Here is a 14,993-nt window from a genome sequence, read left to right on the forward strand (position 1 = left end):
TGATCCAGGATATCGATATTATCCCTTTATCAAGCAGGCGCGCTAGGCTGTAGGCATTCACTCTCGCGAATGCCGACAGGAGCCCGCTACCGTGGCCGACCCGCTGCCTCAGGAAAAACTGTTCTTCTCTGCCCTGCGTTCCGGCGACTGGCCCGAACCCGAGGAGGCGTGGACGCTCGACGAGGCCGGACTCAGCCCCGCCGGCCTGGCCGAGCTGTTCGAATCCCAGCTCATGAGCCGTCACCTGGACCTGCATGCCCGGCGGCTGCAGGCCCGGGGCGAGGCCTTCTATACCATCGGCAGCGCCGGTCACGAAGGCAATGCCGCGATTGCCCGGGCCTTTCGCCACACCGATCCCGCCTTCCTGCACTATCGCGACGCCGCCTTCCTGATCCAGCGCTCTCGACAGGTGCCGGGACAGACGCCGCTCTGGGACCTGCTGTTGAGCTTCGCCGCCTCGGCCGACGACCCGATCTCCGGTGGCCGGCACAAGGTGCTGGGTTCGAAGGCGCTGCATATTCCGCCCCAGACCAGCACCATCGCCTCGCACCTGCCCAAGGCGATGGGGGCCGCCTACGGCCTCGGCCTGTGGCGACGCCTGGGCGGCGGCGGCGAATGGCCGGCCGATAGCGTGGCGATCTGCAGTTTCGGTGACGCCTCGTTCAACCACTCCACCGCCCAGGGGGCGCTCAACGCCGCCGGCTGGACCGCCTACCAGGGCTCGCCCATGCCCCTGGTGATGGTTTGCGAGGACAATGGCATCGGCATCTCCACCCTCACGCCCGATGGCTGGATCGAGGCGAGCATGCGCGCTCGCCCCGGCTTTCACTATCTCAGCTGTGACGGGCTCGACCTGCTCGATACCTGGCGCGCCGCCCGGGAGGCGGAGCGTATCGCGCGCAGTCGCAAGCAGCCGGTGTTCCTGCACATGCGCTGCGTGCGGCTGTTTGGCCATGCCGGCTCGGATGCCCAGCAGGCCTACATGACGCCCCAACGCATCAAGGCCGACGAGGCGCGTGACCCCTTGCTGGTCAGCGCCGGGCTGCTCCAGCGCCATGGGGTGCTCGACAAGGCGCAGGTCGGCGAGCTCTACCGGGCCGTGGGGGAGCGCGTGGCCCGGGTCGCCGAAGAGGCGATTCGCCGGCCTCGGCTCGAAACCGCCGCGCAGGTCATGGCCAGCATCGTGCCGCCGCTGCGGCCAGGGCGTCAGCGGCCGTGGGAGGGGGATGTCGACACCTCCCCCGGCCCCATGGCGAAGCTGTTGAACCAATCGCTGCATCGCCTGATGTCCCGCCATCCCCACCTGGTGATGGCCGGCGAGGATATCGGCCGCAAGGGCGGCGTCTACGGCGTCACCCAGAAGCTGCAGGCCCAGTTCGGCCCGCACCGGGTGATCGATACCCTGCTCGATGAGCAGAGCATCCTCGGGCTCGGGATCGGCCTGGGTCACAACGGCCTGGTACCGATTCTGGAGATCCAGTTTCTCGCCTACCTGCACAATGCCGAGGACCAGCTGCGCGGCGAGGCGGCGACGCTCAGCTTCTTCTCCAACGGCCAGTACACCAATCCCATGGTGGTGCGCATTGCCGGGCTCGGCTACCAGAAGGGGTTCGGCGGCCATTTCCACAACGACAACGCCATCGCCGTGTTGCGCGACATCCCCGGCCTGCTGGTGGCGTGCCCCTCCAACGCCGCCGATGCCGTCGGGCTGATGCAGGAGGCGGTGCGCCTGGCCGACGAGGAGCAGCGCGTCGTGGTCATGCTCGAGCCCATTGCCCTCTACCACAACCGCGACCTGCATGAAGAGGGGGACCAGGAGTGGTGCTTCGCCGATCCGGGGCCGGAGCATCGCCTCGGCGTGGGTGAACTCGGTGCATGGGGCGAAGGGCGCGACCTGGCCATCGTCACCTACGGCAACGGGGTCTACCTCTCCCGGCAGGCCGCCGTGCGTCTGGAAGCCGAAGGCATTGCCCTGCGCATTATCGACCTGCGCTGGCTGACCGCCATCGACCATGAGGCCGTGCATCGCCACCTTGCCGAGTGCGAACAGGTGCTGGTGGTGGATGAGTGTCGCCGCAGCGGCTCGGTCAGCGAAGAGCTGATCACCGGCCTGGTGGAGCGCGGCATGGAAAGCCACCGCCTGCATCGGCTGACGGCCGAGGACAGCTTCATTCCGTTGGGTCGGGCGGCCACGGTGACCCTGCCCTCGGCGGATGCCATCGTCGAACGGGCGCGGCGAGCCGTCGGCAGGTCGGTTTCGGCAGTCTCCGGCGTGCCGGCGGCAGCGTCCAGCGGCAAGGTATCGGCAGGGAGCGACAGCGAATGACAGCCTCGAATACGACAGTGACACGCGAACGGCTATTGCTCGTCTGCCCCGGCCGCGGTACCTACAATGCCCCGGAGTGGGGCAGCCTCAAGCGCCAGGCGTCAGGCAGCGAGTGGCTGGCCCGCTTCGATGCCCAGCGCCGCGAGGCGGGGCTGCCGAGTCTCAGCGAGCTGGACGGCGAGATTCCCTTTCGCCAGAGCCTGCATGGGAGAGGCGAACACGCCTCGCCGCTGATCTATGCCTGTGCCCTGGCCGATATGCAGGCCATCGATCCCGAGCGCTATGAGGTCGTCGCCGTCACCGGCAACTCCATGGGCTGGTATATCGCCCTGGCGGGCAGCGGTGCCCTGGCGCCCGAGGATGCCCACCACCTGATCGGTACCATGGGCCAGATGATGCAGGAGACCCTGGTCGGCGGGCAGGTACTCTACCCCTGGGTGGACGAGCAGTGGCGGCCGCAGTGGTCGCTACGCCGTGACCTGCTGGGGCTGGTGGAGCGGCTGCATGGTGAACAGGGCGCGGCGCTCTACCTCTCCATCGACCTGGGCGGCATGCTGGTCTTCGGCGGCAATGAGGCCGGGCTGGCCAGGCTGACCGAGGCGCTGCCGCCCCGGGAGCGTTTCCCGATGCGGCTGCATCAACACTCGGCCTTTCACACGCCGCTGCAGCAGGAGGTGCGGGAGGCGGCTCGCCAGCGGCTGACGGATGCCCCGTTCCGGGTGCCCAGGGTGCCGATGATCGACGGGCGTGGCCATGTCTGGACGCCCTGGAGCACGGCTCCCCAGGCACTGTGGGACTACACCCTCGGTGAACAGCTGGTGGCGCCCTATGATTTTACGGCGGCGCTACGGGTCGGTGTGAGGGAGTTTGCGCCGGACCGTATCGTCATTCCGGGGCCGGGCGCGACGCTGGGTGGTGCCACCGCCCAGGCGCTGATTCAGCTGGGCTGGAAAGGGCTCGACAGCAAGGAAGCCTTCCAGGCCCGACAGGCCGACGACCCCCTGCTGATCTGCATGGGCATGCCTGAGCAGCGTGACTGGCTGCTGCGCTGAGGCTCGCTATTCCGCCAGGCCCAGGCGCTCGTGCAGCCGAAGCATGACCTCGACCTCGTGCTCGGGCCGCATCGGCTCGAGCCCCATCTCACCGAACAGCTCGTTGCGGGCACGGCTCCACTCGCCGCCGGACAGGGCGGGATAGAGGCTGTCGGCCGGCGCCAGTTCGACGAAGGGGTCGATGCCGTAGGTGTCGAAGAGGCGCGCCAGGGCGGCCTCGTCGTCGCTGATGCCGGCTGTGAACAGCGTGGCGTTGAAGTGGTCGTTTTCCAACTCCCGTATCACGTCCAAGGGGCTTGCGCCGAAACTGGTCAGCTCTTCCATGCTGTAGCCGTTCAGGGCATTCATCTCGTCGTCGAGCCAGTCATCATCCGGCTGGATCAGGGTGTGCTTGATGCGTCCGTCAGGCAGCACCCAGGCGATGGCCAGGGGCAGGTCGCTGTCGTCGCCGGTCTCCACGGCAATGAATCCGGGAATGTCGGCCATCTCAGTGCTCCTCCTGCTGGAAATTGCCAGCAACGTTACGGTCCTCGGTCTCTGCCAGCCGGAAGAAGGCCCGAGCGGTTTGGGTAGTGGCCTGGGCCAGCTCGCCTTCGCTGATTCCCTGCCAATGGGCGATCTCTCTCACGATCCAGGGCAGCAACGAGGGCTCGTGCCGCCTGCCCTTGAGTTTGGCAGGTAAATTGCGCGGCAGCAGGTAGGGGCAGTCGGTTTCCACCATCAGGCGATCCAGGGGGATCTCGCCGACCAGTTCGCGCAGGTGGTGGCCGCGCCGTTCATCGCAGATCCAGCCGGTCAGGCCGATATGCAGGTCGAGATCACGATAGCCGTAGAGTGTCTCACGATCGGCGGTGAAGCAGTGGATCACGGCATCCGGGAGATCGTCGCGCCAGGCATGGAGGATGTCCCGCATGCGCTTGCCGGCGTCGCGCTCATGGATGAACAGCGGCTTGCCGCATTCCACCGCCAGGCCCAGCTGCGCCTCGAAGGCGCGCTCCTGCTCTGCGGGCGTCGAGAAGTTGCGATTGAAGTCCAGCCCGCATTCGCCCACCGCCACCACCTCGGGCTGCCGATGCAGCTCGCGCATTGCCTGCTGCAGTGAGGCGTCCCAGCGGCTGGCATCGTGGGGATGGACACCGGCGGTGGCATGCAGCCCAGGATGGCGTCGTGCCAGCGCCACGGCCTGCTCGGCGTGCTCCCGGTCGGTGCCGGTCAGGATCAGGTCGGTGACGTTGGCCGCCCGGGCGCGGGCGATCACCGCGTCGAGATCGCGGGCGAAGCTCTCGTGGGTCAGGTTGGCACCGATATCCACCAGCGGTGCTGGGGCGCGAAACCGCAGGGCCTCGGGCAGGAAATCATCGCAGGTCTCGGTCGGGTCAACCAAGGCAGAACTCCTACTGTCATCAGGGCGTCGGGGCGAGTGCCTCCGGGATGCGGCGTATTGTACAGGACCACGCCGAGCCGGCCATGCGTTACACTAGCCGCCTCGATGACTGGATGAGGTGTGCGCGTGACCCTGCTACGTCTGGAACGGCTGCAACTGGCCTATGGCAACCATGTACTGCTCGACGGCGCCGACCTGGTGCTGGAGAGGGGCGAGCGACTGGCGCTGGTGGGCCGCAACGGCACCGGCAAGTCGACGCTGCTCAAGCTGGTCGCCGGCGAGATCCTGCCCGATGGCGGCAGCATATGGCGCGCGCCGGGACTCAAGATCGGCGTGCTGGCCCAGGACCTGCCGGCGGCCTCCGGCGAGACCATCTTCGATGTGGTGGCCGAAGGGCTGCCCCAGGCCGGTAAGCTGCTCGCCGAGTATCATCACCTGGTTCAGGACCCCGACCCCGACATGAACCGCATGGCACAGCTCCAGACCCGGCTGGAAGCCATCGACGGCTGGTCCTTCCACCAGCGCATCGACGTGGTGCTGACCCGTCTCGGACTGCCCGCCGACGACGAGATGGCCTCGCTCTCGGGTGGCTGGCGCCGTCGCGTGGCCCTGGCCCGGGCCCTGGTTGCCGAGCCGGACCTGCTGCTCCTCGACGAACCCACCAACCACCTGGACCTGGATACCATCGCCTGGCTGGAGGAACAGCTTGCCGCCTTCCCCGGTTCGGTGCTGTTCATCACCCACGACCGGGCCTTCCTGTCGAAGCTGGCGACGGCCATCCTGGAGCTCGACCGCGGCCGCCTGGGTCGCTATCCCGGCGACTATGCGAAGTATCAGGAACAGAAGAGTCATGAGCTGGAGGTAGAGGCCCGGGAGCACGCCGAGTTCGACAAGAAGCTCGCCCAGGAGGAAGCGTGGATTCGCCAGGGCATCAAGGCCCGTCGCACCCGCAACGAGGGCCGGGTGCGTGCCCTGGAGCAGCTGCGTCGCGACCGCAGCCAGCGCCGTGAGCGCCAGGGCAAGGCCAACCTCAGCGTGGACGGCGGCGAGCGCAGCGGCAAGCGGGTCGTCGAGCTCAAGCATGTTACCCATCGCTTCGGCGACGAGGTGGTGATCCGCGACCTCAGCCTGGAGATCCAGCGCGGTGACCGAATCGGCCTGATCGGTCGCAACGGCGCCGGCAAGACCACCCTGCTCAAGATACTGCTCGGACAGCTCGAGCCCAGCGAGGGAGAGGTGCGGCTCGGCACCAACCTGCAGGTGGCCTATTTCGACCAGCTGCGCGCCGGCCTGGAGCCGGAAAAGACCGTCTACGACAACGTGGCGCAGGGTAGCGACCGGGTCACCGTGGGCGGCAAGGACAAGCATGTCATCAGCTACCTGCAGGACTTCCTGTTCACCCCCGAGCGAGCGCGCCAGCCGGTCAAGGCGCTCTCCGGCGGTGAGTCCAACCGCCTGTTGCTGGCCAAGCTGTTCACCCAGCCGGCCAACGTGCTGGTGCTCGACGAGCCGACCAACGACCTCGATGTCGAGACGCTGGAGCTCCTGGAGGAGCTGCTGCTCAACTTCGAGGGCACGCTGCTGCTGGTCTCCCACGACCGCGCTTTCATGGATAACGTGGTGACCGGAGTGCTGGCCTTCGAGGGCGACGGCCAGGTCCGTGAATACGTGGGTGGCTATACCGACTGGGTGCGCCAGGGCGGCAGCCTGCCGCCGGCGCCCTGGGAAGGCGCTGCCCGCCAGGGCATCGAGCCCACGCGCCAGGCGGCCGAGCCGGCCGAGGACAAGAGGAAATCCCAGCCCGAAGCGGCGAAGAAAGCGGTCAAGCTCTCCTACAAGCTGCAGCGCGAGCTGGATACGCTGCCGTCACGGATCGAGACCCTGGAGGCCGAAGTGGCTGAATTCGAGTCTCGAGTGGGTGATCCTGGCTTCTATCAGCAGGACGCCGACAGTGTTACCGCCACCTTGCAGGCACTCAATGACAAGCAGGCCGAGCTGGAGGCTGCCATGGAGCGCTGGATGGAGTTGGAGGCGATGGCGGCGGGGGAGTAAGCGATGATTCACTACTGTGCTTGCGCACTTGAGGAGTAAGCTGGCCGCCGGCGGCGGCCAACCTATCTGCGCTCGTGACGGAGACTATTCCTCGCTGGTTTCGCCCTTCTTGCCGACGCGAACGGCAAGGACGTCGCACCGGGCGCCGTGCAGCACGCCGGTGGAGGTGGAGCCGAGCAGCAGGGCGAAGCCGTGGCGGCCATGGGAGCCCACCACGATCAGGTCGACATTGTATTCCTCGGCGAAGCGGTGGATCTCGGTGTCGGGCATGCCCACCACCACGTGCTGGTTCTCCTTGGCGACGTGGGGGTCGGCGATCTCGGCCAAGCGCTGCTTGGCGTGCTCGTCGAGCTGGTCCTGAATGCTGGTGAGGTCCATGGGGATGTCGCCGCCGTAGGCGAAGCCCAGCGGCTCCAGGGTGTGCATGATCGAGAGCTTGGCCTGGTTGCGCTCGGCGATCTGCAAGGCGCGCTCCAATACCTTGTGTGAATCCTTGGTCAGGTCGACGGCGACCAGGATGTGGCGGTATTCATTGCTCATGTCAGGCTCCTGCGGAACGGCATGGTAATTGGTGTCATGCCTTCACTCTAGGACGACTGCCGAGCCAAGACAACGACTTGCGTCAAGATTCATTCAGGAGAAGCCGATGGTTTGGGCAATGATAATCGGGGTGCTGCTGTTGATGGTCGCGCCAGTGATGTGGCTCAAGCCCAGCCCGAGGCAGCGCCGCATCGCACCGCTGCGCAATGCCGCGGCGAAGGCCGGGGTCAAGGTAAAGCTGGAGACGCCGCCGCTGCATGGCATCGGTACGGCCATGCCAGGCTATCGCTGGTCCTATCCGGTCGAGTCGCCCGGTCCCCGGTTTCTGCTGGTGCGCGACAGCGTGGCCAGCGACGCCCTCAAGCCCTGTCTGGCAGGCTGGCGCTGGCGCATCGAGCCCCTGCGTGCCCTGCCGGAAAGGGCGCGGGAGCCGCTGGAAGCGCTGCTGATGCGATTGCCACAAGATGCCCTGGTGGTCGAGTCCAGCGAGCATGGCATCACGCTCTGGTGGTGGGAGTCCCAGGGCGCCGAGCGTTTTCTGACCTACGTGGAAGACTTTCGCCGCCTGCGCGATGCCCTGGCCGGCCATGCCGACCGGCCGCCGGCCACCCGTGCCTTCGGCGAGGGAGACGGCTCGACACCTCGGTGACTCTCGCTGAGCCGGTCAGGCGCCGCTTTCGCGGGCCTGTATGGCCAGGCCGTTGTTTTCGATATGGGCCAGCAGGGCGTCGAGGCGCTTGATATCGTCCTCGCTGAGGCCTGCCAGCATTTCGCGGCGGGCCTGGGTCACTACCTCGTCGATCTGTTCCAGCAGTGGTGTCGCATCGGGGGTGAGGAAAACCCGCTTGGTGCGGCGGTCCTGCTCGCAGGGCCGCCGTTCGATCAGGCCCTGCTCCGAGAGCTGGTCGAGGGTACGTACCAACGATGGCGCTTCCACGCCGATGGCGCGGGCCAGGTCGCACTGGGGCTGGCCGTCGCCGAGACGCCAGAGATGGTAGAGGGTGATCCAGCGCGTCTGAGTCAGGCCCAGGGGCGCCAGCCGCTCGTCGATGATGGCCCGCCACAGCCGGGGCAGGCGGGAGAGCCGGAAGCCGATGTTCTGGTGCATGGGACTCCGCAATTGCGTTGAATTTGCCGAATTGTCCGGACCCGCAGCGTGTAATGCAACTCCAAGCGAACAGCGGCATGTGACAGGCGCTGTCGAGGAGGGGCTACGAGTCTGTGTCTGCCTCCGGAGCCTCCGTGTCACCTGCGTCGGATTCGTTGTTTTCCCGGGTATGAGGAGCGGATTCAACTGGTGTATTCCGCTCATCGGGTCGTTCGGTCTGGCTGTGGCGATTTCCCGGAACCAGGCGCCGCAGGTCGAGTCCAGGCAGCCCCGGCGGCGGTGAGGCCCGGCCATCGGCCAGGGTGGCCTCCGATGCATCCTGCGCTACCTGAAAGCGCAGCACCCCGATGCGCTGCCCGCTGTCCGTCATCACATCGATGCGCCACTTGCCGGCGGGGTCCTCGGGGAAGTTCAGCTTGTGGGTCCATGCCCGATAGCCTTCCTGGCGCCCCCCGTTGATGGTCAGCGGAATGCGGTCGACCAGCTCACCTTCATGCCGCCACTCGTGTACGACCTCTTCGCGCAGGCCCCGCGGCGCGCGAATGGCCGTGTAGGCATAGAGCCCCTGGCTGCGAAGGGTGTCGGGCGTCAGCAGGGCGCTGCCTTGAGGACTTCGCTGCGCGACATCGAAGGCCGGTGACAGGGCGCTGGCCGATATCCAGAGGTTGGCAGGCGGCACCCAGGCACGTCCGGTCCATGCCACTAGCGTCAATAACGGTAGCGTGACCAGTACGATCGCCCAGCGTCGGATGGTCATCGGCCGCAAGAGCTGCAGCAGGCTGGGCAGGCTGAATACCAGCATGCATGCCAGAGCCAGCCTCAGGCTCTGGCCGGTGGTCAACTGAAGCATCAGCGGCATGATCACCAGCACGACCAGGAAGACGCACTGGGCATGGAAGGCGAAATAGAGCCAGCGGGCGCGCTCGGCCAGCTTGTAGTAGATCGGGTCGAGAATCGAAAAGAGTGCCATGCCGAGCACCAGCAGGGCGAACAGCCCCTGACCGCTGGCCCAGACGGTCGTGGCCAGTACGAAGGGAAGGCAGAAGAACAGTGTCTCCTGGTGCACCATCTGGGCGATGAAGGTGGTGACGCCCTTGGGCAGGCTGGGGTGGCCACGGCGGGCCAGCAGGCGCCCGATCAGGCTCTCGGAGAGCAGCAGGGCCCAGGCCAGCAGCATGCTCAATGCCAGCACGACGCCCAGCCATTGCTGGCGATCCACCAGGAAGAAGCTGCCTACCCCGGCGGCAAAGGCCACGGGCGGCCACAGCCAGCTCCAGGGACGGACATGCTCGACCAGTCGTTCGACGCGGTCATGGAAACGCCGCATCCGGGGCGATGCGCTGGGCGGAGGCGAGGAGGGCGCCGTATCGGGCAGATTCATGGACGACACCTTGGCGGGACATTGGGACTATCCTATCAGCCATCCGGTATCGCCGGTGTAGCGATGTACTGCCTGTGGCCTGTGCTAGACCATTGGTGATGCACCCGGGGCTTGACGTACTGGCTGTAGTACACCAAGCTTCAAGGAATCAAACGGCCGTATGAAATTGGGCACTCCTCCAACGCCAACCTCTGTGTGGAGATTCGTGGATGATCTATCAAGGCAACGCCATCACGGTGGCACGCGGTACCAAGACCGGGGGCGACGACATCGCCATGCTCACCTTCGACCTGAAGGACGAGTCCATCAACAAGCTGTCCAGCACGGTGGTGGCCGAGCTGGACGATGCCGTCAAGGCGATCCAGGGCGAGAGCGGTCTCAAGGGCCTGGTCATCGGCAGCGCCAAGGATGTCTTTATCGTGGGCGCCGATATCACCGAATTCCATGGTCTGTTCGACAAGGGCGAGGAGTATCTGGTCGAGATGAACCTCAAGGTTCACGACATCTTCAACGCCATCGAGGACCTGCCGTTCCCCACCGTTACCGCCATCAACGGCCTGGCGCTGGGCGGCGGCTGTGAGGTGACCCTGACCACCGATTTTCGTGTCATGGGCGAGAAGGCCAAGATCGGCCTGCCCGAGACCAAGCTGGGCATCCTGCCGGGCTGGGGTGGCTGCGTGCGACTCCCGCGCATGATCGGCGCCGACAACGCCATCGAATGGATCGCCGGTGGCACCGAGAACCGTGCAGATGCCGCTCTCAAGGTGGGTGCGGTCGATGCGGTGGTGCCGGATGAATCCCTCGAAGCCGCCGCGCTGGATATTCTGGCGCGTGCCTTCAGCGGCGAGCTGGACTACCAGGCGCGACGCGACGAGAAGAAGGGGCCGCTCAAGCTCAACCCCATCGAGCAGATGATGGCCTTCGAGACCGCCAAGGGCTACGTCAAGGGCAAGGCGGGGCCGCACTATCCGGCACCGGTGGAAGCGATCAAGGTGATCCAGAAGGGCGCCGGCGAGGAGCGCGGGCGGGCCCAGGCCATCGAGGCCAAGGCCTTCGCCAAGCTGGCGCTGAGCGATGTTGCCTTCAACCTCGTCGGGCTGTTCCTCAACGATCAGGTGGTCAAGAAGAAGGCCGGCAAGTACGAGAAGCAGGCCAGGGCGGTCAAGCAGACGGCCGTGCTGGGCGCCGGCATCATGGGTGGCGGCATCGCCTACCAGAGCGCCTCCAAGGGCACGCCCATCCTGATGAAGGACATCAAGGAAGAGGCCATCGAGCTGGGTCTCAAGGAGTCGCGCAAGCTGTTCGCCAAGCAGGCCGAGCGTGGCAAGCTGACCACCGAGCAGATGGCCGAGAAGCTGACCCTCATTCGTCCGACCCTCTCCTACGGCGATTTCGGCCACGTCGACCTGGTGGTCGAAGCGGTGGTCGAGAACCCCAAGGTCAAGGATGCGGTGCTGACCGAAGTGGAAGGCCTGGTCGGCGAGGAGACCATCCTCACCTCCAATACCTCGACCATCTCGATCACTCGCCTGGCGCAGAACCTCAAGCGCCCCGAGAACTTCTGCGGCATGCACTTCTTCAACCCGGTGCATCGCATGCCGCTGGTCGAGGTCATCCGTGGCGAGAAGACCGGTGACGCCGCCGTGGCGGCCACCGTGGCCTACGCCCGGGCCATGGGCAAGACCCCCATCGTGGTCAATGACTGCCCGGGGTTCCTGGTCAACCGCGTGCTCTTCCCCTATTTCGGCGGTTTCAGCCTGCTGGTCGAGCAGGGTGCCGACTTCCAGCACATCGACAAGGTGATGGAGAAGTTCGGTTGGCCCATGGGCCCCGCCTACCTGCTCGACGTGGTGGGTATGGATACCGCAGTGCATGCCAATGAGGTGATGGCCGAAGGCTTCCCCGACCGTATGGCGCGCGAGGGCAAGACGGCGATCCAGGTGATGTACGAGAACGAGCGCCTGGGCCAGAAGAACGACAAGGGCTTCTACGCCTATGAGGAGGACAAGAAGGGCAAGCCGAAGAAGGTCAGCGACGCTGACGCCTACGCGCTGGTCAAGCAGGTGGTGAAGGAGCAGAAGACGTTCTCCGACGACGACATCATTGCCCGCATGATGGTGCCGCTCTGCCTGGAGACCGTGCGGTGCCTGGAGGACGGTATCGTCGAGACCCCGGCCGAAGCGGACATGGCGCTGATCTACGGTATCGGTTTCCCGCCGTTCCGCGGCGGTGCGCTGCGCTATATCGATGCCATGGGCGTCGGCGAGTTCGTCAAGCTGGCCGAGGGTCTCGCCGATGAACTGGGGCCGCTGTACGCCCCCACCGACAAGCTGCGCAAGATGGCCGAAGCCGGCGAACGCTTCTATTCCACCCAGGCCCAGAGCTGAATCCACCACGATCAGGAGGTGAGTTGATATGAGTTTGAATCCGAGAGACATCGTGGTGGTCGACTGTGTCCGCACTGCCATGGCGAAGGCCAAGAACGGGGCTTTCCGCAACGTGCGGGCCGAGAACCTCTCCGCCGCGGTGATGCAGGCGCTGTTCGATCGCAACCCCAACCTGGATCCGTCCGAAGTCGATGACGTGATCTGGGGCTGCGTCAACCAGACCCTCGAACAGGCCATGAACATTGCCCGTAACGCGGCGATCATGACCGGCATTCCCCGCAGCGTGCCGGCCCAGACCGTCAATCGCCTGTGTGGCTCTTCCATGACCGCGCTGCATATCGCCGCTGCCAACATCAAGGCCGGCATGGGTGATTTCTATATCATCGGCGGCGTCGAGCACATGGAGCACGTGCCCATGGCCCACGGTGTGGACGTCAACCCGGCGGCCAGCAAGTATGCCGCCAAGGCGGCCATGATGATGGGCCTCACCGCCGAGCTGCTGGGCAAGATGCACGGCGTCACCCGTGAGGAGCAGGACAAGTTCGGCGTGCGTTCGCACCAGCGTGCCCTTGCGGCCAACGAGAAGGGCTATTTCGATAACGAGATCATCGGTATCGAGGGCCATGATCAACGTGGCTTCAAGACCCTGTTCAAGCATGATGAAGTCGTGCGCAGCGATGCCAGCCTGGAGAAGATGGCCGAGCTCAAGCCGGTCTTCGACCCGCGGGGCGGCACCGTTACCGCCGGGACTTCCTCGGCGCTCTCCGTGGGCGCCGCCGGTATGGCCGTGATGAGCTACGAACGCGCCCAGGCGCTGGGCCTCGAGCCGATCGCCAGGGTGCTGTCGACCGGCGTTGCCGGCTGCGATGCCTCGATCATGGGCTACGGCCCGGTGCCGGCCTCGCAGAAGGCGCTCAAGGTGGCGGGCCTGACCAGCGACGACATCCAGACCGTGGAGCTTAACGAGGCCTTTGCCGCCCAGGGGATCCCGGTGCTCAAGGACCTCGGCTTCCTCGACGCCATGGACGAGAAGGTCAACCTCAATGGCGGTGCCATCGCCCTGGGGCACCCGCTGGGCTGCTCCGGTGCCCGTATCTGCACCACGCTGCTCAACGTGATGCAGCAGCGCGATACCACGCTGGGCCTGGCCACCATGTGTATCGGCATGGGGCAGGGCGTGGCCACGGTGTTTGAACGGTTGAAATAAGCACTTCTGCAGCCGGCGGCCCCGTCCTTACAGGTACGGGGCCGTTCTTGTTTTGAGGCGTTGACGATCTGGTGGATGAGCAATAAGATGCATTTTTTATACTTCTTATGGAATCCACTGCGGGGTGACTCATGGGCCGTCTCAAGAACCTTTTCAAGAAAGACAAGACAGAAGACAAGCAAGCCGTTCAGGCTTTTGAACCTGCGGTGTCAACGACGCCGGATACGGTCGCCAACGTCGGCGAGAGTGCCGGCACCGACGCAGCAAAGAAGGCTAAGCATGGGGAGCCTGGTGTCTGCTGCGGGTCGTGCAGCTAACCCCGAGCGACAGCGGTGGTGTCTCGAGCGTTCCCGGCCAATAGCCATTGCCAAACGAAAGCAGCGGGTGTGCCCTTCGGCGCACGCCCGTTTTTTCACAAGTCGCGGGTTGCTCCCAAGGTCTAGCCTGCGCGCTATAGCACGCCCGCTTCGAGCCCGGCGGCCAGATAGAGGCCTAGCTCCTCGACTTGAGCCACGAAGTCTTCCTGCCACTCGCCGCGTAATACCAGCGGCTCCTGTACCCACTTCCAGCGCAGCCCGGTGACGATGCTCTCCACCGCCCGGCGTGTGCCGGTGCCGTCGTGGCCGGCGCGGATATAGAGGGCACAGGGAAGGCCTTGTTTCTCTTCCAGCACCGGGTAGTAGCAGCGGTCGAAGAAATCCTTGAGGGCACCGCTCATGTAGCCCAGGTTTTCGGTGGTCCCCAGCAGGATGGCATCGCAGGCCCGCACGTCATCGGGCTCCGCTTCCAGCGGGGGCTTGACGATGACTTCTACCGCCTCGATCTCTGGGTGTCGCGCCCCGCGTTCGGCGGCTTCGCGGAGTCTCTGCGTATTGGGGGAGGGCGCATGGGCCACGATCAGAAGCTGTCTCATATTGACAGTCTAACGGCTTTTTCCGACGCTGTTTCAGCAGCTCGCCCTTTCGCTTTCGAATCCCTGGAATCACAGGCGCTATCACAGGAACCATCACAGAAACTAGCACTGGAACTATCACTGGAACTGAGGAGGATGCCTGAATGGCCTTTGCACTTTCGAATATGCAGCTGGAGAGTTCCGCGTTTACTGCCCATGGCGCGATACCCGAGAAATACACCGGTGAGGGCGACGATGTCTCGCCGTCTCTGAGCTGGCGCGATGCGCCGGAGGACACCAGGGGGTATGCGATCATCTGCCACGACCCGGATGCCCCCCTGGTGCAGAACGGCGGCTACGGGTTCGTCCATTGGCTGCTCTACAACCTGCCGGGTTCGACCACCTCCCTGGCTGAGAACACCGGTGAGGGCACCCGAGGCAAGAACGATTTCGGCAAGATGGGCTATGGCGGACCCATGCCGCCGGAGGGACATGGCCAGCATCACTACTATTTCTGGGTATTGGCCCTGGACAAGCCGACCGATCTTCCGGAAGGCCTCGGCCTGCCCGAGCTGCTCAAGCAGCTCGAGCCCCATCTGATTGGCATGAACCGTTTGATCGGAACCTACCAGCGAGCCTGAGGCCGAGCCTGTTCCGATATGAA

14 protein-coding genes are annotated in these 14,993 nt (G+C 65.4%); 8 read left to right on the top strand and 6 right to left on the bottom strand.

Translation table 11 applies throughout. The annotated features are described in order from the left end of the window. The first annotated feature begins 91 nt into the window (after positions 1-91). Positions 92-2,326, top strand: coding sequence for a thiamine pyrophosphate-dependent enzyme (locus tag LY622_RS12585; RefSeq protein WP_234291207.1), 2,235 nt, complete (start codon positions 92-94; stop codon positions 2,324-2,326). Continuing rightward, positions 2,323-3,378, top strand: a complete 1,056-nt coding sequence (locus tag LY622_RS12590; protein ID WP_234291209.1) for an ACP S-malonyltransferase — start codon at positions 2,323-2,325, stop codon at positions 3,376-3,378. The genes LY622_RS12585 and LY622_RS12590 overlap by 4 nt, the downstream gene beginning before the upstream one ends. Positions 3,379-3,384: 6 nt before the next feature. On the opposite strand, the gene LY622_RS12595 is transcribed toward LY622_RS12590, so the two are convergent. Continuing rightward, positions 3,385-3,864, bottom strand: a complete 480-nt coding sequence (locus tag LY622_RS12595) for a hypothetical protein (RefSeq protein ID WP_234291210.1) — start codon at positions 3,862-3,864, stop codon at positions 3,385-3,387. A gap of 1 nt (position 3,865) precedes the next feature. Beyond that, on the bottom strand, positions 3,866-4,762 hold the full coding sequence (locus tag LY622_RS12600; RefSeq protein WP_234291212.1) for a TatD family hydrolase: 897 nt from the start codon (positions 4,760-4,762) through the stop codon (positions 3,866-3,868). A gap of 126 nt (positions 4,763-4,888) precedes the next feature. On the opposite strand from LY622_RS12600, the gene LY622_RS12605 reads away from it, so the two are divergent. Further along, complete coding sequence (locus LY622_RS12605) at positions 4,889-6,814, top strand: ATP-binding cassette domain-containing protein (protein ID WP_234291213.1); 1,926 nt, start codon at positions 4,889-4,891, stop codon at positions 6,812-6,814. A gap of 84 nt (positions 6,815-6,898) precedes the next feature. Here LY622_RS12605 and LY622_RS12610 read toward each other — a convergent pair whose 3' ends face one another. Beyond that, positions 6,899-7,354 carry a universal stress protein gene (locus LY622_RS12610; RefSeq protein ID WP_234283273.1) on the bottom strand — a complete coding sequence of 152 codons (456 nt, stop codon included), beginning with the start codon at positions 7,352-7,354 and terminating at the stop codon, positions 6,899-6,901. Between the two features lie 106 nt (positions 7,355-7,460). Here LY622_RS12610 and LY622_RS12615 point away from each other — a divergent pair, with 106 nt between their 5' ends. Then, the gene (locus LY622_RS12615; RefSeq protein ID WP_234283272.1) at positions 7,461-8,003 is read left to right on the top strand and encodes a preprotein translocase subunit YajC; all 543 of its coding nucleotides are present in this window, start codon (positions 7,461-7,463) and stop codon (positions 8,001-8,003) included. A 15-nt stretch (positions 8,004-8,018) separates the two neighbouring features. Here the strand turns inward: LY622_RS12615 and slyA are convergent, their stop codons facing one another. After that, complete coding sequence (gene slyA, locus LY622_RS12620; protein WP_234291214.1) at positions 8,019-8,462, bottom strand: transcriptional regulator SlyA; 444 nt, start codon at positions 8,460-8,462, stop codon at positions 8,019-8,021. A gap of 103 nt (positions 8,463-8,565) precedes the next feature. Then, positions 8,566-9,843, bottom strand: coding sequence for a DUF5924 family protein (locus LY622_RS12625; RefSeq protein ID WP_234291215.1), 1,278 nt, complete (start codon positions 9,841-9,843; stop codon positions 8,566-8,568). Positions 9,844-10,052: 209 nt separating this feature from the next. Here LY622_RS12625 and fadB point away from each other — a divergent pair, with 209 nt between their 5' ends. The 3 genes from fadB to LY622_RS12640 all read left to right on the top strand — a co-directional run bounded on the left by fadB (position 10,053) and on the right by LY622_RS12640 (position 13,754). Further along, positions 10,053-12,230, top strand: coding sequence for a fatty acid oxidation complex subunit alpha FadB (fadB, locus tag LY622_RS12630; protein ID WP_234291216.1), 2,178 nt, complete (start codon positions 10,053-10,055; stop codon positions 12,228-12,230). A gap of 28 nt (positions 12,231-12,258) precedes the next feature. Next, positions 12,259-13,437: an acetyl-CoA C-acyltransferase FadA gene (fadA, locus tag LY622_RS12635; RefSeq protein WP_234291217.1), complete on the top strand. Its 1,179-nt coding sequence runs from the start codon at positions 12,259-12,261 to the stop codon at positions 13,435-13,437. Positions 13,438-13,568: 131 nt separating this feature from the next. After that, on the top strand, positions 13,569-13,754 hold the full coding sequence (locus LY622_RS12640; RefSeq protein ID WP_234291218.1) for a CCGSCS motif protein: 186 nt from the start codon (positions 13,569-13,571) through the stop codon (positions 13,752-13,754). Positions 13,755-13,888: 134 nt separating this feature from the next. Here the strand turns inward: LY622_RS12640 and LY622_RS12645 are convergent, their stop codons facing one another. Beyond that, positions 13,889-14,350 carry a flavodoxin family protein gene (locus LY622_RS12645; RefSeq protein ID WP_234291219.1) on the bottom strand — a complete coding sequence of 154 codons (462 nt, stop codon included), beginning with the start codon at positions 14,348-14,350 and terminating at the stop codon, positions 13,889-13,891. A 143-nt stretch (positions 14,351-14,493) separates the two neighbouring features. Between LY622_RS12645 and LY622_RS12650 the strand changes: the two genes are divergently transcribed. Continuing rightward, positions 14,494-14,970 carry a YbhB/YbcL family Raf kinase inhibitor-like protein gene (locus LY622_RS12650; protein WP_234291220.1) on the top strand — a complete coding sequence of 159 codons (477 nt, stop codon included), beginning with the start codon at positions 14,494-14,496 and terminating at the stop codon, positions 14,968-14,970. Positions 14,971-14,993 lie beyond the last annotated feature (23 nt).

This window comes from Halomonas alkalisoli, from assembly GCF_021412585.1.
GTDB lineage: Bacteria > Pseudomonadota > Gammaproteobacteria > Pseudomonadales > Halomonadaceae > Halomonas > Halomonas alkalisoli.

Bases quoted from the DNA above. Each gene is read 5' to 3' on its own strand.
- LY622_RS12590 (WP_234291209.1), top strand. From the start codon at position 2,323: ATGACAGCCTCGAATACGACAGTGACACGCGAACGGCTATTGCTCGTC.
- LY622_RS12595 (WP_234291210.1), bottom strand. From the start codon at position 3,864: ATGGCCGACATTCCCGGATTCATTGCCGTGGAGACCGGCGACGACAGC.
- LY622_RS12610 (WP_234283273.1), bottom strand. From the start codon at position 7,354: ATGAGCAATGAATACCGCCACATCCTGGTCGCCGTCGACCTGACCAAG.
- LY622_RS12615 (WP_234283272.1), top strand. From the start codon at position 7,461: ATGGTTTGGGCAATGATAATCGGGGTGCTGCTGTTGATGGTCGCGCCA.
- slyA (WP_234291214.1), bottom strand. From the start codon at position 8,462: ATGCACCAGAACATCGGCTTCCGGCTCTCCCGCCTGCCCCGGCTGTGG.
- LY622_RS12625 (WP_234291215.1), bottom strand. From the start codon at position 9,843: ATGAATCTGCCCGATACGGCGCCCTCCTCGCCTCCGCCCAGCGCATCG.
- fadB (WP_234291216.1), top strand. From the start codon at position 10,053: ATGATCTATCAAGGCAACGCCATCACGGTGGCACGCGGTACCAAGACC.
- fadA (WP_234291217.1), top strand. From the start codon at position 12,259: ATGAGTTTGAATCCGAGAGACATCGTGGTGGTCGACTGTGTCCGCACT.
- LY622_RS12640 (WP_234291218.1), top strand. From the start codon at position 13,569: ATGGGCCGTCTCAAGAACCTTTTCAAGAAAGACAAGACAGAAGACAAG.
- LY622_RS12645 (WP_234291219.1), bottom strand. From the start codon at position 14,350: ATGAGACAGCTTCTGATCGTGGCCCATGCGCCCTCCCCCAATACGCAG.
- LY622_RS12650 (WP_234291220.1), top strand. From the start codon at position 14,494: ATGGCCTTTGCACTTTCGAATATGCAGCTGGAGAGTTCCGCGTTTACT.